Origin of the sequence: Faecalibacterium sp. i21-0019-B1, from assembly GCF_042852915.1 — a bacterium.
Taxonomy (GTDB): domain Bacteria; phylum Bacillota; class Clostridia; order Oscillospirales; family Ruminococcaceae; genus Faecalibacterium; species Faecalibacterium taiwanense.
Genome location: NZ_AP031425.1, coordinates 2,310,724 through 2,333,126, shown reverse-complemented (window position 1 = coordinate 2,333,126; position 22,403 = coordinate 2,310,724). Strand labels below are relative to the sequence as shown.

General features: G+C 53.7%; 25 protein-coding genes and 2 pseudogenes. 2 read left to right on the top strand and 25 right to left on the bottom strand.

Features of this window, described 5'->3' with window-relative positions:
• Window positions 1-4: 4 nt before the first annotated feature.
• The 25 genes and pseudogenes from ACGHP1_RS11600 to ACGHP1_RS11480 form a co-directional block, all read right to left on the bottom strand.
• Window positions 5-556, bottom strand: a complete 552-nt coding sequence (locus ACGHP1_RS11600; RefSeq protein ID WP_006059611.1) for a DUF4304 domain-containing protein — start codon at window positions 554-556, stop codon at window positions 5-7.
• Between the two features lie 9 nt (window positions 557-565).
• Window positions 566-1,429 (bottom strand): CbrC family protein, encoded by an 864-nt coding sequence (locus ACGHP1_RS11595; protein WP_390509486.1) that lies wholly within the window; start codon window positions 1,427-1,429, stop codon window positions 566-568.
• A gap of 15 nt (window positions 1,430-1,444) precedes the next feature.
• Window positions 1,445-8,134: a DUF2185 domain-containing protein gene (locus ACGHP1_RS11590; protein ID WP_390509485.1), complete on the bottom strand. Its 6,690-nt coding sequence runs from the start codon at window positions 8,132-8,134 to the stop codon at window positions 1,445-1,447.
• A 42-nt stretch (window positions 8,135-8,176) separates the two neighbouring features.
• Window positions 8,177-9,154 (bottom strand): hypothetical protein, encoded by a 978-nt coding sequence (locus ACGHP1_RS11585; protein WP_118553533.1) that lies wholly within the window; start codon window positions 9,152-9,154, stop codon window positions 8,177-8,179.
• Window positions 9,155-9,165: 11 nt separating this feature from the next.
• A complete protein-coding gene (locus ACGHP1_RS11580; protein ID WP_097775145.1) occupies window positions 9,166-9,576 on the bottom strand; it encodes a DUF6966 domain-containing protein in 411 nt (136 codons plus the stop codon).
• The gene (locus ACGHP1_RS11575) at window positions 9,573-10,523 is read right to left on the bottom strand and encodes a hypothetical protein (protein ID WP_006773008.1); all 951 of its coding nucleotides are present in this window, start codon (window positions 10,521-10,523) and stop codon (window positions 9,573-9,575) included. Before ACGHP1_RS11575 ends, ACGHP1_RS11580 begins: the two co-directional genes overlap by 4 nt.
• Window positions 10,524-10,538: 15 nt before the next feature.
• Window positions 10,539-10,838: a DUF6881 domain-containing protein gene (locus ACGHP1_RS11570; protein WP_006773009.1), complete on the bottom strand. Its 300-nt coding sequence runs from the start codon at window positions 10,836-10,838 to the stop codon at window positions 10,539-10,541.
• Window positions 10,839-10,848: 10 nt separating this feature from the next.
• Window positions 10,849-11,112: a hypothetical protein gene (locus tag ACGHP1_RS11565; RefSeq protein WP_006773010.1), complete on the bottom strand. Its 264-nt coding sequence runs from the start codon at window positions 11,110-11,112 to the stop codon at window positions 10,849-10,851.
• On the bottom strand, window positions 11,109-11,549 hold the full coding sequence (locus tag ACGHP1_RS11560; RefSeq protein WP_006773011.1) for an Imm51 family immunity protein: 441 nt from the start codon (window positions 11,547-11,549) through the stop codon (window positions 11,109-11,111). Before ACGHP1_RS11560 ends, ACGHP1_RS11565 begins: the two co-directional genes overlap by 4 nt.
• Window positions 11,550-11,576: 27 nt before the next feature.
• Window positions 11,577-12,523, bottom strand: a pseudogene (locus tag ACGHP1_RS11555) (DUF4241 domain-containing protein).
• 5 nt (window positions 12,524-12,528) lie between these two features.
• The gene (locus ACGHP1_RS11550) at window positions 12,529-12,855 is read right to left on the bottom strand and encodes a DUF5713 family protein (protein ID WP_002588986.1); all 327 of its coding nucleotides are present in this window, start codon (window positions 12,853-12,855) and stop codon (window positions 12,529-12,531) included.
• A gap of 36 nt (window positions 12,856-12,891) precedes the next feature.
• Entirely contained in the window at window positions 12,892-13,395 is a 504-nt protein-coding gene (locus ACGHP1_RS11545; protein WP_097838499.1) for a DUF2004 domain-containing protein, read from the bottom strand.
• 13 nt (window positions 13,396-13,408) lie between these two features.
• Window positions 13,409-14,248 (bottom strand): DUF2262 domain-containing protein, encoded by an 840-nt coding sequence (locus ACGHP1_RS11540; protein ID WP_097838498.1) that lies wholly within the window; start codon window positions 14,246-14,248, stop codon window positions 13,409-13,411.
• A 12-nt stretch (window positions 14,249-14,260) separates the two neighbouring features.
• Complete coding sequence (locus tag ACGHP1_RS11535) at window positions 14,261-14,881, bottom strand: hypothetical protein (protein WP_097838497.1); 621 nt, start codon at window positions 14,879-14,881, stop codon at window positions 14,261-14,263.
• Window positions 14,882-14,892: 11 nt separating this feature from the next.
• Window positions 14,893-15,972 (bottom strand): ankyrin repeat domain-containing protein, encoded by a 1,080-nt coding sequence (locus tag ACGHP1_RS11530; RefSeq protein ID WP_097791864.1) that lies wholly within the window; start codon window positions 15,970-15,972, stop codon window positions 14,893-14,895.
• On the bottom strand, window positions 15,908-16,321 hold the full coding sequence (locus tag ACGHP1_RS11525; RefSeq protein WP_390509484.1) for a hypothetical protein: 414 nt from the start codon (window positions 16,319-16,321) through the stop codon (window positions 15,908-15,910). Before ACGHP1_RS11525 ends, ACGHP1_RS11530 begins: the two co-directional genes overlap by 65 nt.
• A gap of 14 nt (window positions 16,322-16,335) precedes the next feature.
• A complete protein-coding gene (locus ACGHP1_RS11520; RefSeq protein WP_002569149.1) occupies window positions 16,336-16,923 on the bottom strand; it encodes a hypothetical protein in 588 nt (195 codons plus the stop codon).
• Window positions 16,899-17,309 carry a hypothetical protein gene (locus tag ACGHP1_RS11515; protein WP_024739412.1) on the bottom strand — a complete coding sequence of 137 codons (411 nt, stop codon included), beginning with the start codon at window positions 17,307-17,309 and terminating at the stop codon, window positions 16,899-16,901. Before ACGHP1_RS11515 ends, ACGHP1_RS11520 begins: the two co-directional genes overlap by 25 nt.
• Window positions 17,306-17,848 carry a hypothetical protein gene (locus ACGHP1_RS11510; RefSeq protein WP_120081519.1) on the bottom strand — a complete coding sequence of 181 codons (543 nt, stop codon included), beginning with the start codon at window positions 17,846-17,848 and terminating at the stop codon, window positions 17,306-17,308. The genes ACGHP1_RS11515 and ACGHP1_RS11510 overlap by 4 nt, the downstream gene beginning before the upstream one ends.
• 13 nt (window positions 17,849-17,861) lie before the next feature.
• Entirely contained in the window at window positions 17,862-18,095 is a 234-nt protein-coding gene (locus ACGHP1_RS11505; RefSeq protein ID WP_006773021.1) for an immunity 17 family protein, read from the bottom strand.
• The gene (locus ACGHP1_RS11500; RefSeq protein WP_390509483.1) at window positions 18,096-18,611 is read right to left on the bottom strand and encodes a hypothetical protein; all 516 of its coding nucleotides are present in this window, start codon (window positions 18,609-18,611) and stop codon (window positions 18,096-18,098) included.
• 18 nt (window positions 18,612-18,629) lie between these two features.
• Complete coding sequence (locus ACGHP1_RS11495) at window positions 18,630-18,908, bottom strand: hypothetical protein (protein WP_156072587.1); 279 nt, start codon at window positions 18,906-18,908, stop codon at window positions 18,630-18,632.
• Between the two features lie 61 nt (window positions 18,909-18,969).
• Window positions 18,970-20,085, bottom strand: coding sequence for a hypothetical protein (locus ACGHP1_RS11490; protein WP_390509482.1), 1,116 nt, complete (start codon window positions 20,083-20,085; stop codon window positions 18,970-18,972).
• A 15-nt stretch (window positions 20,086-20,100) separates the two neighbouring features.
• Window positions 20,101-20,271 (bottom strand): hypothetical protein, encoded by a 171-nt coding sequence (locus ACGHP1_RS11485; RefSeq protein ID WP_008723379.1) that lies wholly within the window; start codon window positions 20,269-20,271, stop codon window positions 20,101-20,103.
• A 107-nt stretch (window positions 20,272-20,378) separates the two neighbouring features.
• Window positions 20,379-20,689 (bottom strand): annotated as a pseudogene (locus ACGHP1_RS11480) (SLOG family protein); the annotation flags it as partial.
• A 254-nt stretch (window positions 20,690-20,943) separates the two neighbouring features.
• Here ACGHP1_RS11480 and ACGHP1_RS11475 point away from each other — a divergent pair.
• The gene (locus tag ACGHP1_RS11475) at window positions 20,944-22,089 is read left to right on the top strand and encodes a DUF6017 domain-containing protein (protein ID WP_390509481.1); all 1,146 of its coding nucleotides are present in this window, start codon (window positions 20,944-20,946) and stop codon (window positions 22,087-22,089) included.
• A gap of 101 nt (window positions 22,090-22,190) precedes the next feature.
• On the top strand, window positions 22,191-22,403 hold the full coding sequence (locus tag ACGHP1_RS11470) for a DUF5348 domain-containing protein (RefSeq protein ID WP_003819042.1): 213 nt from the start codon (window positions 22,191-22,193) through the stop codon (window positions 22,401-22,403).

The window sequence follows — 22,403 nt, the reverse complement described above, 5'->3', positions numbered from 1 at the left end:
ATTCCTACTGCTTTTGGAGATACTCCCGGAAGCATTCGATGAACTCCCGATTCCGCTTAGGGACATCGAACCCCTTCCGATGGGGGAAGAACCCCTCCTGTTCCACATCGTCCAGCAGCTTGGGCAGATTGGAAAACCGGGCAAAGAATGGTAGTGCATAGTCCTGGATCTGCCCGGAAATTTCCTGGATAGAGCGTTCCCGCTCCAGCAGAGTAGATACCTCATAGCGGGGGAAGTCATCATACCGGTGGGTCAGCCGGGCGATGGAGGTACCCACGATACCATCATAGGTTTCCTCCGTCCCTTCCTGCTCACTGCGCCACTGGGCAATCACCGGGGAACTCACATCGAAGAAGGCAGTAAAAGTGGTGGAGCCAAAGCGGATGGAGGGGGAAAAGTAAAAGGAGAACACAAAGATGCCGTCTTTTTTGTAGATGTCATTTTTGCTCTTGCGGTATTTGTAGCCCAGCGGGTTCAAAGGCTCCGCGATCCGCTCACAGGTATAGACGAAGATCTCACGGGGCTTGGTTCCCTTGGGAAAATCCTTCTTCTCCATGTTGCCACCTCAATCAAAATCCATCCAGACCAGGTGTTTTCCGCAGTGGAGGCACTGGAACAGATAGCATTGCAGATGCCCGCCATTGACGGATTCCTGAATCATTTTCTTCTGTTCGTCATCCCACATGGAATCGTCCAACACTTCCTCGAGCACACCCAGCGCCCGCAGTTCTCTGGCACCCACATGGCCCAGGTAGGCGCAGTAGTCGCCACAGTGGGCGCGCCAGTATTCCTGCTGCCAACCGGAGTAGCCGGGAGTTCGGTGGATGAGCTCGTCCAGCTTCTCTGGATCGTCTACACCATTATCCAGAGAGCAATCGTCCTGGAAGCAGCCGTCATATTTCCGGGCTGCTTCGCCACTGGAGATACACTCCGGGCACAGATACTCAATATCCTCCACAGCGTAAAAGGGGCCTGTATAGAAAATATGGGTCGTCTTGCCGCAGCAGTCGCAGACAACGCCGTCTGCGGATTCCTCAAAAGCCCCAGTTTCCAGAGGGTTTGGGTGATACCGGAAGGCAGGCAGGCCCAGCTGGGCCTGCCGTTCCTTTTCTTTCTGCTTTTCCTCCGGCGTTTTGGGCTTGGGGAGAGCATAATGATTGCCCCAGTTTTCCGCATAGTCCTTCAGCGTGCCCAGCCGCTTGAGGGTCTTTTTATCGGAACGATTTCCGATTTGGCAGAGCAGTTCATAGGCATCCTTCTTGAAGTCCAGTAGATCATACATATCCACCAGCACTTCCTTGGCCTGCTGATCCTCACTCTGCTCAAGTTCTTCCTTGAAGGTATATAGAGCGCGGACATTGTCTGGACCTTCATTGGTCGCAACAAACTGTTTTTTTAGTTCGATATAGGTTTTCTGATATTCTGTCATTGGTCGCACCTCCCATCAATCCCACCAGAAATACCAGACAGTGGACTGCCACAGGACATCTGCCAAGGAGCCAATGCTTCCATCCTCATTCTGATCCAGATCTGGGCAGAAACCATATTGCTCCACAGCCACCTCCATAGCTCTTTCCTTGGAGATCGGAGTTGGAAGTTCAAACTCCAATTCATCGTGGCTCATGGCGGCAGGGATGGCACCATGTTGCTCGAACCAGTATTTCGCCACTGCCATCAGGTCCGGTGTGTCGGGACACTCATTCCAATTTCCAAAGGGCAGATAGGCGAAGATCTCCCAGGGGTTCTTTACCGGAATTTTAGCCAGAATGAGCGGATATGTCATTCCGGTATCATCGTTCCAATAGTTTGCGAAGCGGTCGTTGGGTTCTCCGCCCTCCATCTCGCCCAGGACTTCCTCCTCCCAGTCCAGATCATCGTCCTCGGCTTCTTCCTTGCGCTGGCCGGTCAATTCCTCCAAAATCGCCTTTCCGTCCTTAACAGGAGCGGAGAGCATCTTCTTCCGGTACTCCTCTACCGTTTTGAGGTCAAATTCATAGCAGTCCGCATCATGCTCCGGGTCGGCGTTCATCACCAGACACTCCAACAGCGTTTCATCATCCGCCTTGATGAGCACGGGAACAAAGCCCTCCCGTACCCCCAGCCGCTGGGCGTAGCTGTATGCCGACATGATGGGGTCATCATCTGCCATGGATGGGAAATAGGTACACTCGCAGTCCAGATACTCCATGATGGCCTGAGCAACCTCGGAAGGCTCCAGCGTATCCTCGTCGAAGTCCTGTCCCTGCCAGTTTTCAAAGCGTTCCTCAATCACTTGAGCCATGGTCTGATAGTATTTCTCATCAAATGGGATGAATAAGTATGCCTCCTGTTGAAATTCATTGGAGTGGTATCGGGACGGACCAAAATATTTCAGGGCATAGTCATCAATGTCGGCAGGATAGTAGGGGCTGTCGCCCTCTCCGTAGTAATAGCCTGCAAAGGCACGGCCTTGCTGATTGAACAGCACAGAGAACAGACAGCCGTCCAGCTCATCCCGGATAAACTCCCTCAGATCCACATTGGCAGGATCAGCTTTGACCTGTTTGGTCACTTCGCTGTATTCTTTCAAGAAGTCCTCGCCCATCAGGTCGTGCTCCATACACCAGCGCAGGTAGATGGCCATGTGGTTATAAGCATTGATGGGGTCAATAGGCAGTTCCTTCTCCTCAATGCTCTCGATATGATAGGAAGCGTCGTCCATCTCACCGTCAAAATTATCATTGGAAAGGGTGCCACGGGTGATCGCATTCTGGCGAGTGGGGTTTACAACAAAACTGATCCCCCTCATCTTGTTCAGCAGAGCGTCTACATCATGTTCCAGTTTATAGTCCAACTCGTCCTCATAAAGCGGAATGACCTGATAGAAGTTGACCTCCTCGCCGCCCGGCAGGGTGCAGACCTCGCCGCCCTCCTCTGTACTTTGGGGGCCGGTGAGAATGGCGGCACACAGCTTCGTATTTTCCGCAAAGTTCTCCTTGTTATCCATGGTATGTCCAAAGCCCAGCCATGTATCGCTGGCAATGGGAAGGCGGGCCAAGGATTTCAGCAGGCGGATGGGCCAGTACCACTTTTCGTCTTTCATGGACTCCTGATCCAGCTTCCAGTCCGCAGGCAGGGCAATGGCCAGCTCCGCCCGCTCCAGCTTATATTCCGCCAGTTCCTCCGGCACATTCATCCGGTGAGCGCCCATGCCCATGGTGACCAGGGTGCAGTAGTCCCGCTCCTCAGAGGGCGGCACCACGCAGATGTCCACATGGATGTCGGGAGAAACCAGCTCATGGAACACATTCTCGAACTTGCCGAAATACTGCTCAATGTGCCCCTCGACGGCTTCCATCTCCTCCTCGGTGTAGACTTCGGGATTACTGAATTCTTCCTCATCCTGCGTGTCATCATTGTCTGAGTGGTCGCAGCTGTCATCCTCCGGATCTCCCTTTATAGGCTCGTAACCGATCTTCAGGGTCATCTGTTCCTCCGGCAGGGAGACGCCGGGGCTGCGGGTGATGGTGTGCTTATCGTCCGCAGAAAAACCGATGGTCTCGCCGTCTTGCAGTGTCACATCACACGCCAGCACATAGGAGGCAAGGCTGGCCAAAAAGTCCCGCAGTTCCTCCGGCTCAGCGTCGGTGTTCAACACCTCCATTTCCTCCTTGCCAAACACATCCATGCCGTAGGTGTAGCCGTTTAGGCCCCCCTCGCTCCGGTACAGGCCGAACCAAACCCAGTTGAAGATGGGCAGTTCGTCCTCTTTGAGCATATCGGCAAGGCCCTCATAGAAACGAGGCTCAAATACCACGCCGCTGGTGTAGACACCGGTGGCATATTTCTGCTTGCAGCACACTGCCATCGCCTTAGTGAACAGCTTACCCCGTTCCAGCAGTTTTTCCTCCTCGCCCAATACAGCCACCACGATATGGGCCTTGTGCGCTTTGGCCACCTCTACGGCCTCTGGCCACATATAGTTGTTTTCGGCGTTGATCTCCGCTTCATTGTCCGGGATGTGACCGTGGAAGAGTGTCACGATCAGCATCATGCCGCCGACCCGCATTACCACAGCGTCATCGCTGTTCTCATCATCTTCGTCGCCCTCATCCGGCTCCTCATCTACGATGCCCCATTCTTCCCGCAGATTCCGGATCAACTGCTCCTTGTCCCATTCCGCTTTGGAGAGGAGCACAGACCCGGCAAAGGAGCCCTTACGGTCAGTTTTCTCCTCGTCGGCGTCATCCTCAAGACCCTCTGCATCTTCATCCAGATCATAGAGGGATTCATGTTCCAGTCCACAGATGAATTCCTCAAAGCTGTCTGCCAGATGGGTGATTTTATAGTCATTTTCCTGATCCACATGGACCACCGCAGGCTCTCCCTGGGGGCCGCAGGCACGGTAGTCCAGGAAAATCATATCGTGTCCGGCGCTTGGACAGTCGCAGATGGCCACTCCGATGGCAGGATACTCCCACTCATCGATCATAAACTGGCTTCCCAGCTCTCCGCAGAGGGAGCAGCTCTTTTCCCGCCCGATGCCGAAAATGCCGGTGATGGCCACATGGTCTTCTGCCCAACAGGTCGGCTCATCGCAGGGATAGCAGGTATTCACCGGAATGCCGCCGTTGTGCTGCTTCATCAGCCAGATATAGGCGGCGGGCAGCTTATAGCCCAGTTCCTCCTCCACGCTGGCGATCAGCTCATCGGAAGGCGGATCGCTGACATACTCTTTCAGCGCATACATACTGTCGTCCCAGAAGTTGGTGAGGTCGAAGCCCTCGAAGGGGGTATCACCGGGCACGAATTTGGCCTTCTTCCGGCTGCGCTGGCGTTTCCGGATCTCCGCCTTACACTCCTGAATCACCGCCGAGGCATTTTCGTCCTCTGGGTCCAGTTCTGCCCACCGCTGGGCGTAGGGAATGGCCTTTTCCTCCTGACCATAGAGATACTGATAGCCGTAGGCCATCCGCATATTCCACTCCGCCTTGTCCTGGCCTTCCTCCCGGACGGACTCCAGCACCTCGATGGCGCGGCACAGGGCCTTGTCTCCCTTATAGCGAGGGGTGCCCTCGTCATGGTCCCCGATAATGGCGTAGTTTTCCAGCGCCCGTGCCAAGGCGTAGGCGGTGCGATAGTTCCTCCAGTCCTCTGGGATGGCATTCAGTGCCTGGATACAGCGGGTGTACTCATCCTCGTCGTTCCACTGCTCCAACTGAGCGAAGAATGCTTCGGCGTTCTGTTGGGTATAAGGAATATAGTCCATGCCCGTCAGCGCCTCGTCCACCTCGTCATCCTGATTCTCAGTTTCTGACCCAGCATCTTGTTGCTTTAGGGGCACAGAACCTGCTTCACGGCGGAAGGTGTGGAAGATGGCCCATGGGATGTCCGTGCCTTCAAAGAACTCTTTCGCCATGTTCAGTGCCTCTCGGATGTCCCAGGCGATGAAGTCCACATAGCCGCAGTAGAGGCCGGTGGCCCCGCCGGTGAGAGTGAGCACTTCCGAACCGTCCCCGATGGTGAATAATTCTTCCAGCTTGTCCCGGAAGTCGAAGATCTTCTGACTGCCTTCCTCCTCCCGCAGGGTATCCAGGGGATAGCAGAAGAAGCCCGCTACCGCGCCGTCGGCATGGAGATCGTCCATAAAATCATTGTCGGCATTCAGATAGCCGTTGATGAGCGGCACACAGCAGGTGGAACCGGCCATTACATCCAGCCGCCAATCGGCGTCCGGGTCCTGTTTGGGTTCCATTTTGTAACCAAGGTAGCTCTCCAGATAGGCTTCCGGGTCGGTGGAGAGCTCCAGGCCCTGCTCCCGCAGTTTGTCGGGCAGCTGGGACAGGAGGAAGGACGGCTCTGCCTTGGGTTCCTCCAGCACATCAAAGCTGTCTATGTATCTCATGTGGGGGATCTCGCCCAGCACTTGGTCGGTGAGGGTGGTGAGCATCCACCAGGCCCGGCCTTCCTCATCCCGGAGCATAGGCAGCAGCTTTTCACAGTAGGCGGAGATGGCGAAGCTGTTTTCACCCTGCTCCTCCAGCCAGATCTGCACATCCTCCCCGGAGATGTCCCAGCCATCCTCAGTACGCAGGCCGATGTTCTGGAGAGGCTGACGGCCCACAAGGATATTCCAGTGCTCCAGCACCTCCTTGGGGGCGTGCTTCTGGAAGTAGACCAGCTCAAACAGTTTGACCTTATCCCCCTCCGGGGTGAGGATCAGCTCATGCTTTTCGCCGTTGAAGCCCATCTCGAAAGAGATCTCGTCAAAAACCAGATTCAGGGTTTCCTCCATTTGGGCCACGAGTTCGGCACCGCGGGTGTGATCTTTGTCCTCGTCCATCATCTGGCGCAGCTCTGCTTCCATCTCGGCAAAGGTTTCCCACCAGTTCTCTGTCCGTTCCCGGAAGCACTCCCAGAACTGCGGCAGAGAAATACCCTTTTTGCACGAGTCAATTAGTACCTCCATGTCCTGTCGGGTGTTGAGCTTAGGATCATCACCGGGATGCAGTTCCAGAGCTTTTTCAAAATGCCGCAGAGCGCGGCCCTCCTGATCCAGATAATAATAGGCATACCCCATACGGAAATTCCAGGAATAAGTATCTCCCAGTTCCTCCTCATGGGACTGCATCAGTTCCAGTGCCTGGTGAAGCAGCTTCCTTCCCTCCGGCTCGCTGGAGTCCGCCAGATTGTTGTAGGCGCGGGCCAGCTCCATATCCATTTCCGGGGTACGCTCCTCGGCAGAGATTGCCTCCAGTGCGTCAACGATTTTCTGGTGTTTGTCCTCCTCATGCCACTTCTGGCACTGCTTCAAAATATCCATATCAGGGTCCTCCTCGTCCTCATCTGGTTTCCAGTCTTTGATCTGCTGGAACACGCCATTTTCATCCCGCTCAAAGGCGCAGGGAGCGGGGGTGTTCAGCAAAGGGATGATGTCGGGATCGTCATTGCAGATCGTGTTCAGCTTGTAGATCCCGGCGTTGTTAGGGTCGTCCATGTACTCGTCGCTCTCATCACCGGCGGTAAAGCGCCAGCCGCTGTCCCAGCCGCCGTCCGGCTCCTCCCTGTAGCAGTAGCCCACCTTGCGGCCCTCTACTGTGATGCGGTTGGTGGCGATGCAGCCATCGGCACCCTTCCAGTCAGGGAGCAGAGATTTCACATCCTCCGCTTTCACATGGTAGTCCCGGTTGCGGCCAGCGGCCTCGTACAGTTCCTTCCGCAGCGCCTCCACATCCCGAGCCATCTCCTGGATCTCCTCGTTGTCCATCATCTCACTGAGGTCATATTCCAGCGGATTCTGGGCAAAATCCGCCAGGGACTTGTTCATGGCGTCGTGTTCCTCTGGCGTGGCGGTGATGCGAATGCGGCGGGCAGGGGTGTTGTACTCGTCCAGATCCTGAAGGTTTACACTGCCGCTGACGCTGCACTCCAGCAGGATGGCGGCCAGATCAGTGACCACATCAATGGCGAAGTGGAAGTCCATCTCCACGCCATCGGAGTGTGTAAACTCCAGATACTCCACGGTCTGGCGGAAGTCCCAGTTTTGTTTGTCCAGCCCAATCTTGGCAAATATCTCGCTGAGGGGGATCTCCTCTTTCTTCTGGTCTTCCAAAAATGCCACAAGGTTCAGACTGTCATCGGAACCGCCAATAAAGTTGCCCCAGTATTTTTTGATATACATTTGTCGTGCCTCCTGTTCTGAATCCAGTCGATCAATGAGCTGATTCAAGTGTTCCAACCACGCAGGAGCGATCTCACCGCTGTCCTCGTTCTTCCAAAGATCCACAATCTCACGGATGCCGTCCTCGTCCGGCACCTCGTTTTTGATGTCGGTGAGCTGCCGCAGCAGGAAAGCAAGGGCTTCTTTGGATGCTGTGAAACCGGTGACTTTATCCCATATAGCTTCTTCATGATCGTAGTCCAGTTTGCTGTTATCCTTCCATTGGAAATACAGCTCCGCCAGAGCCATCGCAGTATTGTCAAAGAGGAAGTCGATTTGTGAGAAGTCAGATCCCAGCATGACTTCCTCTTTCATCAGTTCGATCATCTCGCCCAGATCCATTACCGGATGCTCCGGTACATATTCATTTTTGAGGATGTCCAGTACATCCAGCCCTTCGTCACGCTCTAATGCTTTTATGCCCCATGCTCCCATGTCGGCACCTCTCTTTCTTTATTTCGTATCAAGCTTCTATTGTCAATCATGGTTCTCCACCCGGATAATGGGCCGGTAGAAGTCATAATCTCCGTTTAGTTCCTTGTCCTCCTGCACTTCCGGCTTACAGTGGGGCGAACAGGGTAGGAAACCGAGAAATGGGCCCAGCCCGCCGCAGATATTGCACCCGCCGTCACCGCCGCAGGTGGTAAGTCTATCAGCCTGCACCACTTCCCGCATATAGGGATCGTAGGCGATGGACAGGCCGAAGAAGTTGGGTTCCTCCATATCATAGGGTCGGTTCTCATCCTCATCCATGTCCTCAAACCAGCGCAGACGCATGGAGTAGTCTAACCCATCTCCCCATGGGAACAGGGTCCGACATCCGCCGCCGCACAGGTAGGCCCACTCGTCCGCTGTGGGCAGCGAAAGTCCCTGCTTTTCCAGCCCGGCAAGAAGCGCATCGTAGTCTGTGCAGTGATAAATCCAGGTCTGAAATCCATCTTCTGTCCGTTCTATGCGGGCCGACTGATGCAAGGTAAGACTGCTGCTGTCACTCCAAGCAAAATCACGGAATTCCTTCAGCCAGTCAGGGTGGGCAGTCAGCCTGGGATCGTCCATCTTGACCGGCTCCCAGCACAGTTCCTCCAGCTCCCGGCCCACCAGCATGGGGCCAATGACCGCCTGCCGAACGGGAGCCATGCTTTCCCGGATCATCTCCTCCGGGTTCTGCGGTTCCATTTCCCATTCCCGGAACAGATACTCCAATTCCTCCCGGCTCTCCTGATTCAGTCCCACGGCAAACTGCTCCCAGCCCAGGGTGACGGTATCGCCGGGAACAAAGACAAACTTCCGGCCATCTTTTTCGAATATGCCGGTGGTGCTGCTCTGGCCCCAGCGGTCAAAAGTATGTAGATCAAGAAAGGTCATATTATAACGAGCAGCCAGGCTTTCCATCAGTGTCTGCTTCTCGGTGGTGTCCATTTGATTGAATTGGGGACGGGACAGTTTTTCGTTCATAGTAAGTTCTCCTACAGCCTATCCAGGTTTTCCTGTAAATCGCCCTGCATCAAGTGCTGGGCAATGGCTTGGTTCAGTGGCTTATGGGGGTGATAGGCTGCCTGCTCTACATCGTGCAGGCACTCCTCCATCAATGCCTCCGGAGAAATGCCTTCCCGTTTGCCATAAAGATGGCCGAAGGCATAGCACACGGACTTGAGAAAGTCGAAAATATAGTCGTGATTTCCACGCATACTGGGCAGGTCGTTGAACGAGCCCATACCTCCGTATGCCCGAAGATGGTGGGCAACCTCCCGCCGCTGGTTCCAGTCCTGAATGTCCCGCTCCAACCAGTCGATCCAGTTTTGGAACTCTGGATGGTCTGCCAGAAGGATGGAGCGCAGACAGGTCAGAGCCTCGGTATAAATATCAGACTGTTTCATTGGCCATCGCTCCCCCAAATACCTCCATAGAGCACACCATCTTTTCCAAGGAACAACATCCGGCTGCGAAGCAGGCTGCACTGCTCCACAGCGACCTTGTTTCCGTCACAGGTGGGAATAGCCTCCTGTTTTTTCCCAAGGTGATCACCATGAGCGGTAAGGAAGTAGAATTTATCCCGTTGCTGGTATCCGCCTTGAAACAGGAAGGTATTGCCGGACGGGGCAACAGAAAAAGCTCCGCTTCCTTCGATTGGCAGTTCAAATACAAAGTCCTCTTTGAAGTTCGTCCGCACCAGCCGGAATTCATCGTAATAATAAAACCACAGGTTTTCTTCTTCGTCCAGGCTGATGGCGTAGCAGTCATAGATGGAATAGTTCTCATTCTTCCAGAGAGGAGTTCCCTCCGATGTCCATGCAATCAGGCCGCAAGCACCCAGAGGTTCATCCCAACCGTAATTACCAAATACACCTTCGTCAAAGTAGCTGGTAATGATGGTGCCATCTTTTTTTACCACACAGTCTTGAATGCCATCCCCCAGGCAGAAACGGGACAGCACAGCTCCGTCCCGGCTGACGATCCAGGCGTTCTGGTCGGGGCCGTTTTCCCGATAGGCGCATCTTGCCCCCAGCAGGAGGAAGTGATCACCTGCGGGCCGCAAATAATGAAACTGGAACTTCAAGAGGCCAAGAGGAAACAGCGTCGTTTCCAGCACCCGCTGTTCCGCCCAATCCAGCTGGATTTCCACTGCGGTATAGGTGGAAGGAGTGCTGAGCCAGTCCTTACCCTGTGTTTCGGACGGCTGTTCCATGAGAAGATAGACTTTTCCATCCCTTGCCGTGAAAAAGTCTGTCACTTCTGTGCCCTCCAGATGTTTTTCCCGGCGCAGCTGGTCCAGGTCAATGATGGAGAACAACGGCAGATTTTTGGCTTTTATAGGTTTGTTCATAGTGTCTCCTCCTGGCTACTTTAACGCTCCATCATAGGTGTGGCTTTCCCAGGCGGCCTCAAATTCCGCCTGCTCTATGACGCAGGCGTGGAACTCCTCACCCCAGACATGGGCGTTCAATTCCTCCACGGTGGGGATCGGCGTGATCTCGATGGCGCCGTCGTAAAGGTCAGGGATATTGCGGGTGCGGCCATCTGCAAAGATGTCAATGGAGTGGAGGGCCAGCCGCTCATTTTCTGTATCCACTTCATAGAGGATCACCGACGGTTCTCCCTCCGGTGCGTCCTCCCAAAAAAGCTTGATGTACTCCATCATTCCATTTCCCTCATTTGAACCAATGCCACCCTGTCATGGTGCCGGTTACCTCATCTATCTGTATTGCAATATCATAATTGCCGCGACAGCCCAGCAAGGCCGCGAGATGATCGTTTTCCATAATCAAATCATAAAACTCAACCGCTATGTCTTGGAATTCCTTCGGAATTTCCAGTGCAGAGAAGAAATCCACTGATTGAGCATTTTGGAAAAATTCAATGGCCGTTTTACTGCATTTTACTATAATCCCTGTTTGAGTGGTCAAATCTTTCATGCTTTCGCAACCTCGCTCATGTTCAGATACATCCCCATCGTTTTTTCATTGTCACAGGCCGCCCGGATCATTTTGGACAGCAGCATCAAATCGTCGATGTATTGGGAGTACACGCAGAACACATCCTCGTCAGAGTCGAAGTGAAACAGATCCACGCCGCTGTTATTTTCCTCGAACTCCTGGATCACGCCCCGGACCAGCCGCTCCCAGTCTCCGCTGCTTCCAGTCAGTCCCAGCCGACGGAATACTTCCGTCCGGAATCCATTGTTGATTTTCAGCAGAAGGGAGAGCGCATAGGGGTGGTGGGGAATGAGAAAGAATGGCGCAATCTGCTCCGGCTTCACCCAGATTTTGAAGGGCGGACGCGGGTCAGGTATCCAGGGCAAGATTTCCCATTCGTCCTCCGGCCGGTTTCCGTATTGGCAAAGGTCTTTCATAGTGTTCTCCTTTGTTCTGTCACATTTTTAATCCTGCTCTCGATAACTGGCTTCAATGTCGATGAAGCGCACATACACGGCGCAGACTTTGCCCTTTGCGTCATACCCGAAGTAGACAGGATAGTAACCATCCCCCCAGCCGGAGGCAAAGATGGGCAGGTTGCAGTCCGTGCCCGGCACTGTCCAGTTGAGCCAGTCGCCGCAGTCCCCCTGATATTTGGGGTAGGCTTTGGCGTTTTCTTCCAGAAGATCGCAGAACAGGTCGTTGTAGGGGTCGATGTCCGGGTCTTCTTCTAAACGCTTGGCCCAGTATGCCTTGAAGGCCGCCTGGGTCTGGATGTCCGCGACACAACCCATCCCGGCGTCTACGCCAAAGCCAAAATACTCGTCCTCTCCCAGTTCCTCGTCCAGATCCTCATTGCCCACCATGCCCAGCTCATAGCGGACAAGCTTTTCCTGAGAAACCTCCACCTTGACGCAGGCATAGCGGTCGCCGTATTGTTCGCTGGGCACCACGCAGATTTTTACGGGATAAGTTCCGGCGGGGATCGTTTGAAGGAACGGCAGAGTGTCCTCCAGTTCCACCAGCGGATCACAGGCGAAAATCTGCCCGGTGGGGAAATGGACGGTGCCGATGTCCAGCACATCCACCGCCATGTTCCCAATCACTTTCTCTGTGAAATGGGCCTCCAAGTCATCTTTACAGGTCAATTTATCCTTGATTGCTTCGTATTTGTTCAGCCATTCAGTTGTAGGCATATCAGTTTCCTCCTGTTGATTCTGTTTCTTGATGTACACACTCTTTGAGCCGTCCCAATAGCAGTTCACACACCGGCCATCCTGAAAATGATGGTCACAATTCGGGTAGCCATAGAGAACATGGGCACATTCTGGCACAGCCCCATCATCTGTGAGGAGCCTTTGAAAAACAGGCTTCCGCACTCATCACAAAGGGCCAGTTCTTTTTCTGCCATAGGGTTCACCAGTCCCGTTCCCGGATGGCCTCCTCGGTGTCAATGGGGATGCCAAACCACTCCAGAATGTAGGCCACGGTTGCCGCAATACATTCCCGCGCCACCGTTTCGATCTCGCTGTCGTTCTCGTCAAACTCCTCCTGGAGATCATTGATGCCGCAGACCGCCTCGTCCAGCGTTTCCTGCACCACTTCGGTGTCGGTTTCGCCACTCTCCAGCAGGGCGATGACCTTCTGAAGCTCGTCCTTTACCTTGTCCACCAGAAAAGCAGGATAGTAATCGTCCTGATACATCTCGTCCAGCAGCTTGTAATTGGGGTCAAATGCTTTCATAGGGATTGCTCCTTTCCTCGTGTATGTCAGTCACGCTCAGCTCTCATGTGTGATACAGAAAATCTCCTTGTTCAAATCAAAGTAGATTACCATCAGTTCGTCGGTAATCTCCGGGTTAAAGGACAGATCCAGAATGAAAACTTGCTGGTTCATCTCGCTATCCACCAGACTGCCGAACCGCTTGAGCTTCAAAAAGTCAACCATCTCAGCAAAGGACAGTTTGGCTGGGTCGGTTCCCGGAAAAAGTTCCGCCACAATATCCGGGCCTACATCGTCCCGATGGAACTCCATGAAAAATGTCACAACGCTATGGTAGCGGCTGTCCTCGTCTGCCAGCGCCGCTTTGATGGCGGCTTTGGCCTTCTCCGCCAATTTCTCCGCCTCATCCAGCATTTCTCCCACCGCATCCATGACAGCAGGATCGCCGGTCAGTTCTTCCTCTACATCGAAGATAAAGGGTAGTCCCGATTCCTCGGGAAAGTTGAAGATTTCCTCACCGGGTGTATATGTAAAATCAATGCGTTTACAGCTCAGTTTCATAATGTTATCCTCCTTACCCCTCAATGTTGGCAGTTTTGAGGCCCTTTTTCAAGGAGCCGTAGACCGTCACCGCATGGTCGGTGAACATCTCGTCGCAGTCAAACCAGGCAGTGAAGCTGCCGCCGGAGGTGACGGATAGACTCGTCAGGCTGATTCGCCGGGCAAGTTCGTCCTCTGTGATGGGGTCGGTTTCCGGATTGCGGGGGTTTTCCTCATCTTGGGAGAGCCAGTTGTTGGCCAGCTCGGTCAGGTTCTTGGCTGCAAGCTCCCGCATGGCCTTATCCCAGGTGTCACAGTCGGCCAGCAGCTTTTTGGCGGCGCTACGGGCGCGGGTCCAGGAGGGCTTGCTTTCGGCATTGACCTCCAGAGAAAGGCTCACATCCTTTCCGCACCACTGGATTTCGCCCTCGAAGGTATCATAGTCCTTGTCCAGTGTCAGTTCTCCCAGCACCTGGTCCTGGATCACCACTGGCTTGTGGTACTCGTCCAGAACGGCCTGGAGTTCCGGGCAGTCCTCGTGGGCCTTGACCACCTGGGAGATACACCAGGGCTGCACCACCAGATCCTTTGCCCATTCTTCTTTCATCCGGCGAATCTTCAGGCGGCAGATCTGCTCGTTTTGAAAGCGTCCCCAGCCCTTGTCACTGTGACGCTCCTCGTCGGTGACCGGCCAATCCAGTCGCTCCTCTTTGGTGCTGACCTTGCCGGTGTCACAGGACACTATGCCCAGCGTCACAACGGTCATTTCCCAAAAGTTACCTTTCCAGTTAAATCCGCCCCCAATGCAGCGATTGATCAAAGCGACCACTTCCTGCTCCTCGGACTCGTACATCTCATAAAATTCTTCAAACATAGATCATTCTCCTCATCCCTCTATATGATTGCGGTATTCCTTTTCAAGCTGGGTGTACCACCGTTTCAGCATGGTTTCCAGACTGGTCTTTCCGTTGCGATCTGTAAAAACAAGAAACTTCTGCATCAGTCTGGGGAACAGATATTTGCCCGCTTTTGTCAGATCCTGATTGAGATAGACCATCCGCAGGATACGGCCCTGCCGGTCCAGAGGGTCCTTTTTCAGCAGTTCCTTTTCAAAGCAGAAGCGCAGGAATACCACATTCTCGTCGTAGAAGTCCTCCACCACAGCCGCGCCGATGCTGGTGTAGGTGATGTCGTACACCAAACGGCTCCAATCAAATTTCTCGGCATAGAGAAGTTTCAGCGCCTTCGCCCAATGTTCCTCCGGGATCACCAGCATCCTGTGCTGGGCGGTGCTGGAGTAGCCGTGGTAGACGGGTTCCGGCTGCCCCAGCAGTTCACTCACACTGTCGGCGTAGACGAAGCACAACTCCTCGTCGAACAGACCACCGATAAAGTTACCATTGCAGTACAGCATATAATTCTTGGACTTGGCCGGAGAATAAGAGAGGTTATATTCCTGGGAGTCCAGGCTTTTATGTACCTTGTTCAGAAAGTCTATGGATGTCATGGTCTTGCTCCTTATTCCTCAAACTCACCCTCGATCATCCCGTTCAGATATCGTCCGGGATCTGCGATGAAGTCATCCCATTTGGCCAGAGGGTGGAATTCCTCATGCTCGATGTCCAGATACCACAGTTTTTTGTCCCTGGGGCTCCACAGCAGCAGATAGTCGCTGTAGTTGTCCATCTGCACCATCAGGGAGAGCAGCTTCTTCCGTTTCCAGGTCATCTCCTGCACATCCATGAAGGAGTAGAGCTCCGCCCACTTCACCCATTCCTGATCCGGGAACTCCAGCCGCAGGGGGCCGGTCTTCAAGTATTCCACCAGCTTGGCAGGCAGCTTGTAGGGCATAAGCTGCCGGATCTTTTCCTGCTTGTTGTGCCATTCCTCCGGCTCCAGGGCTTTCAGGTAGTCGGCCATCTCCTGATTCTTGTTCTGCACCGCCACGGTGTAAGGCCGGTCGCCGTATTTGTCAGCAATGGTGATGTCGGCTCCTTGCTCAATGAGCCAGCGCACCATGGGGAGATTCTTATGCCGAGCCGCTTCGGTGACAGCGGTGGGGGCGTTCGGAAACACCATGTCCGGCTTGTGGTAATTGATGTCTGCCCCTTTTTCCAGAAGCAGCCGGGCAAGTTTGGTGTTGCCCTCGGACACAGCGGCCCGGAATGCCTCGCCGCCAAACTTGTCCACTGTGATCCCAGCTTGCTCCAGCACCTGGATATTCTCCGCTCGCTGTCCCCAGCGTACTTCCTGGAAGGCCCGCTCTTTCTGCTTCGAGCTGAGTTTTGCGGCCTGTCCAGCAAAGAGCGCCACCACCTCCGGCCCACAACAGCGGGCGGCGGTGAGCAGCAGGGGCTGTTCCTCTGCCAGACCGGGATCAGCTCCATGCTCCAGCAGGAAGTGGATCATGGGCACATCATTCCGAAAAACCGCGATCTCCAATGGCATCAGCTTGATGTATTCGCTGAGCTGGATGGGAACATCTAAATCCAGACCGCCTTGTAGCAACGCCTCCAACTTGGGAGTGTCATGGTCACAGATGGCAGCAGCCGTTTCCGGAAGGGTCTCCCAGCGGCCAATATATGCAATTTGGTACATAAGGCACCTGCTTTCGTTGTTGTTTCACTTTATAGGGAACGGTTCGGCCCAGCACCCGGCCCTTGCCAACGGCATTGGCTCCCTCATAGATCAAAAATTCCGCATTGTTTTCCAGCGGGGCATAGTCAATGGTATCTGGATATAGGGGTTGGGCATTTCCCAAAGCTGGTGTATCAAATGTACACTCGGTTCCGTCCAGAAAGCATACACCCAAATATTCTGTAGTTCCTGTGACCACAAAATGGGGACAATACTTTCCACTGACCAGGCTGGGTGGTATTTTTCGTTTGCCGCTCCAGAAGATGACCTCCACATGAAGCGCCGCCCGGTTTTCATCTGTTCCAATCATGCCGCATTCTCCTTTTATCCCACAATGGTGGTTTCCTGGATAGCCAGATTATCGTAATCCATGGCGATCAGCTTTTCAGCGGCCTGTGGGGTACACATGAACCAGGTGCTCACGCCCCAGGCATCCATCCTTGTGACGGTGAAGAAGTCGGTTTCGGCGGGAGAGGGATTTCTGGCGTCAAGATAGCGGTCAGAATAGAGGTAGACCAGATCCACCTCCCGGTCCGGTAGCCACTTGGCCCGGCGCGCACGGGGCTTTCCGTTTTTCAGAGTCTTTTCTCTGGGGTTCTCAAACCACGCCAGTTCCTTGAGCTTCAGACCGGTAAAGGTATCCATGAGCCGCTGGGCGATCTCCCGGTGGGTAAATACTCCGCAGTCCCAGGAGCCTATCAGCCATGTCTGTATAAAGTCGCCCACCTTGCTGCCAGGAGCAGGCGGCCCGTAGACGCTCTCATCCGCCCACATGACCTCTATCTTTTCACATTGATCTGGCCGAGGACAGGACTGCTTGTTGCCATAGCGGTACATGATATTTACATAGCCATAATCTTCGCCGGTTCGGTCATGGCCGACGACTTCTATTTTATAAGCAGTGATTGACATTGCAGTTCCACCTCCTTAGCCAGGACAAATCCGCACAGCCCAAGGGATGAGTCAATGACAAATACCCGGATGTGCTCCCGTTCCATGCGCTTCCGCAGTTCCTCGATGCTGCAGCAGGCGGGAAAGCCGTAAGAGATGGTCCTGCCCAGCAGGTCTTTGTACTGTTCAAAAAAACCGTCCACGGTGATCTCGTCCATGCCGAAGAGGATGTTGTCCTGGACCACATTTTCAAACCAGTGGGCCAGCAGGCCGGTGAAGCGAACGGATACTTTCTCTCCGGCCTCGGTCCGGGTATCCATGTGCAGGGTATGGGCTTCAAAATCAGCGCAGCAGCGCAGGACTCTGTTGTCGTGCAGATTGTCAAAAGATTGAATTACCATACTCATGCCAACTCTGCGTCCAGTATCTGGACTTGTTTTCCTTCCTCGTTCACATAGTAAAGGGCGATATAGTCGATGCCGTCCCGCTTGACCTGTTCCCAAGGCATACGCTCGCCGTTAATCAGTTCCACAGTATCCGCCTCATCCGGTTCGAAGTCTTCTTTTTCGTCCTCGTAGTCCACGCTGTACCCCAGCTCCAGCACCAACTTGGAGGCGGGGATCTCATACCGCTTGAGGGGGCGGTGCTCCAGCTCGGATGGATCATGTTCATCGCAGAACATATTGTCGTAGCCATGCCGTCCACCGTCAAAGATGACGAACTCCTCGCCGCTCTCCGGGTCACGGGCTGTCACCAGTCCGGGGGCCTCGTCGCTATCTATGATATAGGATTGGGGTTCTCCTTTCACCGTGAGCAGATCTCCGTAATACCAAACCTCCAGCAGTTCATTGCCGGTGGTGGAACAAAGTATCACGGTGGGCAAACGCTTCTCCGCCCATTCTTTCACATGGCCGATGAGCCAGGTGGGATATTTCTCAGTCATCATAGTCTTTCTCCTCCTATTTCAATTTCAGCACAAATCCCCAGATACTCACCACAATCAAGAGGACACCCAGCAGAAAGAAAACCACACGCCGGTATCCTCTGCTGTGTCGATGGGCATCCCGCGTACCAGTGGGGTCGCAGAGCCAGTTCCAGTTGCGGATCGCTCCAAACAAAATCACGGCCCCGATGAGCACCGAGGCAATGTACCAATGCTCTTGTAAAAATGCTGTGATCTGTTCGCTGTTCATTTACAGATACCCCCCCCCTTTTTTTACATCATCGGGAGTTTCCTTTCGGATGATTTCCTCCCGCTCTTTTAAATCTAGCTCCAGAGCTTTTTCCTCCTCCAGATATTCCTCGCAGTCCCGAACCAGTTTTTGGGCGGCTGGGTCATCCGGGACCAGGGCCAGCCAGTGCTTGGCGTATTCATAGGCGGAGGCGGCGGAACGGTATGCCATCAGGCAGGAATAGCCCATCCGGGCGTTCCAGTAGGGATCGTTCTCACCCTGGGCGCGGACGGACTCCAGCAGCTCAATGGCGTGTCGGATGAGATCCCCGTCCACTTCACCGTCGGTCCCATGCTCTCCATGATCTCCCAGCACCGCCAGATTGCTGTAAGCCCGACTCAGCTTGACGGTCAGCAGATAGCCCCGCTCCTGTTCCGGGATGGCTTCGATGGCCCGGATACACCGGGAATACTCGTCCTTCTTATTCCATTGCTCAAGCTGCTCCAGCAGCTCTGCTTTTTCTGCCTGATTCATCATTTCACCGCCTTTTCCGTGTCATCCTTTGCCTTTTTTGAAGTGTTCGCTGCCTCGCCAGGTGTTGACCACACAGGTGAAGATCTGGCCGCAGTGCTTGCACCTAATCATGTGAGCCATAATTTTGTCTGCCCAGCCATCCTCTGTCTTTACCTTCTCCAGTGGGCAGGTGGATTCCTCTTGCATCAGTTCAAATTCCCCCTCCGACACCAACTGCTGAATGTAAGCAATACAGGCCAGATAGTCCTTTGGGGCGTCAAATTTTCTCCATGTTTGAATGTTTCGGCAGTGCTCGCACATAGTGGACGCCTCCTTACGCAAATACCTGCTGGTATTTCTCTTTTCATACCGTGCGACTTTTTTAGGTCTGCTGGTGCTGCATGGACACGATATGGCAGTCCGGGCAGAATTCCACATAGAGCGTGCCCTCCGCACAGTCAAACACCGTATCCCACTGGATCTGGGCCAGATATTTCATAGGTTTCCCGCAGTGGGGGCAGGTCGTATATTCCGCGTCCTGTACCCAGTTGGCAAAGCCACCCACCGTGTTCACATCCTGGCAGGCCGCACCGTAAAACAGGGGCACGGGCGCTTCGCCCAGCACAAAGGGATTTTCCGTGAGGGCCTTGTAGTCCTCGGGACTGACATAGCAATCCGTTTTCTCCGCCCCGTCAAAGAGCTCGGAGGGAAAGACTTCCACGCCGCCATCCAGGGTAAAACTGTTAAAGGCTGGACCTTTCAAGAATCCCACACAGTTGGGGCAGCAGGTGGCAGTCAGAATACCATCCAACCCCAGAAATTTCAGCCGCTCATCCCGGCCATCCAGCACCAGCATGTCCACCATGCGTCCGCCACAGTGGGGGCATGTGTCCTCCCGTGCCCGGCCAATGCGGACGGGAGATTTCTCGCTGGTGGTTCCTTTGACCATAGGATAGCAGGTATCGAAGTTGAGCTGGATTTTCTGGCCCTCCTTGTCGAAGGTCCAGCCTCCGATCTGCGCATAGCTGGATGGGTCTACATAGAGGCCCTTGCGCCGGGGCCGGGGATTTCGCTCCAGCTCCAGCAGAGTCTCCATTGCCTTGTCATCTCCTTGCATAGCAAGGCAACTCATCAGGTTGGAGGCCGCGCTGGAATATTCTGCGGACAACAGCGCATGGATCAGACCATCCCGCACATCGGCGGGAGCATGATAATAGATCTCACAGGGCCAGAACACCTCTGCGGCCAGTGCCACTCGCTGAATCTCCGGGGTGATGGCATCATGGTAGCCAAGCAGCTGCCAAAAGTCGGCGAACTCTGGGTCCTCCATATCAGCCAGCCTCTGGATGTTCTGTATCAAGTTTCTTTGTTTTTCGACAATTTGTTCCGGCATCCAGGCCAGAGCAGCTTGCCGTTCTTGCTCGCACTTACATTTCCAACACAATCCCTCATAACCCAATGGGGTTCCACAGCTGGGGCAGGTATATTTCAGACTCATGTTCTCATACTCCTTTCAGGCAATAAAAAAGCCCCACGCCGCACTGTCATAAAGACAGGCTGACGCAGGACATGAAGAAGCCGCGTTGAAGGAGCCGCATCCACCAGCAGATGTAGTTTCTTCAACAACCAAAATATTTTTTTCGTATCTTAAAGCAGCAAATTGCTGTCCAATATATTTGTTCATAGCGGCACCATTTATTCTGAGCGTAGTTTTATATCTTATTATATCACAGCACCCCTTCAATGAAAATATTTTGTTGGAAATGCTAATGAAAAATTTTTGTGAATTTGTTAAGGCGCAGGGGCTGTTATCTCCATAGTGTCTGGATGGATCAGAGTGATTACTTTTCCCTGATGCAAGGCATAGTTGACTGTCTGTGCTGTGCCTGAACGCAGCTTTTTCTGATTATCAAACACACCGATGAGGTACTCTGCATGATCGACCATATAGTAATTCCTTTTTTTATAACTGGAAACATCCGCAGAATGTGAAATAACAATAGAATCGTTTGCGTTTTGGATCAGCTTTTTCAATCTATGTTTACTCTGATCCGGCCATTTAGAGTCATAGCCGAGAAGGGAACTACAACGATAATTTTAATATAACAACTCTGATTATCTCCAAAAAGCCCGGAAACACGGGCATTTCACGGGATATAAGAACTGAATTTACTACCGATTTACTACTTTCGGATTGAGCTTTGACACGCTTCTTCCTCCCGTGAAGCCCACCGCCCAAATAGTGACACATCGAAAATTGAATACGACACCGCAGACAGCGGCGTTCTCTTTTCCCCTTTGGGGAGATCAGGACGCCGCTTTTTTGCGCCCAAAACCAGAAAGGAGGCGACCGCCTATGTACTTTACTTCCGGCAGCGACCGGGCCTTTGAACAGCTCATGCAGACGAGGCCGGGCGCAGATCATTTTGACAGTGGCGAGGCCGGAGCGCCGGAGGGCTGCGGCACCTGCCGTTTCTACCGCCCGCACTGGAAGTACCAGTTTTGTGTGTATGAGGAATGTCCCTACCAGCCGGGCAAGCTCACCGCCCTTGACGGCGCGGTGAAATTTCAAGTGAAAGGAGTGGACGACGAGATGGCAGTTTTTCGAGTGGAGAAAAACCGGGGCTACACGGTGATGTCCAACCACCACCTGCGGAACAAGGACTTGTCCCTGAAAGCCAAGGGCCTGCTGTCGCAAATGCTGTCCTTGCCGGAGGATTGGGATTTTACGCTGAAAGGCTTGTCCCTTATCAACCGGGAGCAGATCGACGCGATCCGGGCGGCTGTCCGGGAGCTGGAACAGGCGGGCTATATCGTGCGTTCCCGTGAGCGTGACAGCCAAGGCCGCCTGCGCGGGGCGGATTACATCATTTACGAACAGCCCCAGCCTGTGCCGGATTCACCTACATTGGAAAATCCAACATTGGATAATCCAACGCAGGAAAAGCCTACGCAGGAAAAACCAACGCAATTAAATAAAGATAGATCAAGTAAAGAGAAATCAATTACAGATGGATCAAATACCGATTCCATTCCTATCCTTTCCCCTCCCTCTCCTTTGGGGGAAGAAGCGGCTGCGCCGCCGGAACGGAAAGTAACGGGAGCGAAATCACAGAGCGCCGTAGAGATTTATCGGGAGATCATCAAGGACAACATCGAGTATGAACACCTTTGCCAGTACGCCAAGGGGATTGACCGGGATATGCTGGACGAGATTGTGGACTTGCTGGTGGAAACCGTATGCAGCGCCCGAAAGACTATCCGCATTGCCGGGGACGATTACCCCGCCGAGCTGGTGAAATCCAAGCTGATGAAGCTGAACAGCTCTCACATTGAGTTTGTCTTTGACTGTATCAGCAAAAACACCACGGAAATACGGAACATCAAAAAATACCTGCTGGCGGTTCTGTTCAACGCCCCAAGCACCATCAACGGCTATTACACGGCGCTGGTGGCCCATGACATGAACACAGGCAGTTGGGGAACCCCGCAAAATCGGTGATTTTGTGGGGAGAGGAGGAACAGCGAAATGAGCGAGCTTTTCACGCTTGCGTGGAAACAAGCGATATGGAGCTTGTGACGACGAGAAAGGAGGACGGCCCTATGAAACAGGGTGCTTTGATTTTTGACGAGCAGACAGACCGCTACGACATCCGCTTTGACCTTGCGGACTATTACGGCGGCCTGCACTGCGGAGAAACTTTTGATGTGATGGTGGGCGGCAGATGGAGGCCGACCCGCATTGAGATGGCCGAGAACTGGTATCTGGTAGGAATCCATGCCGACGACCTCTCCGGCCTGCGGGTGCGGATTTAA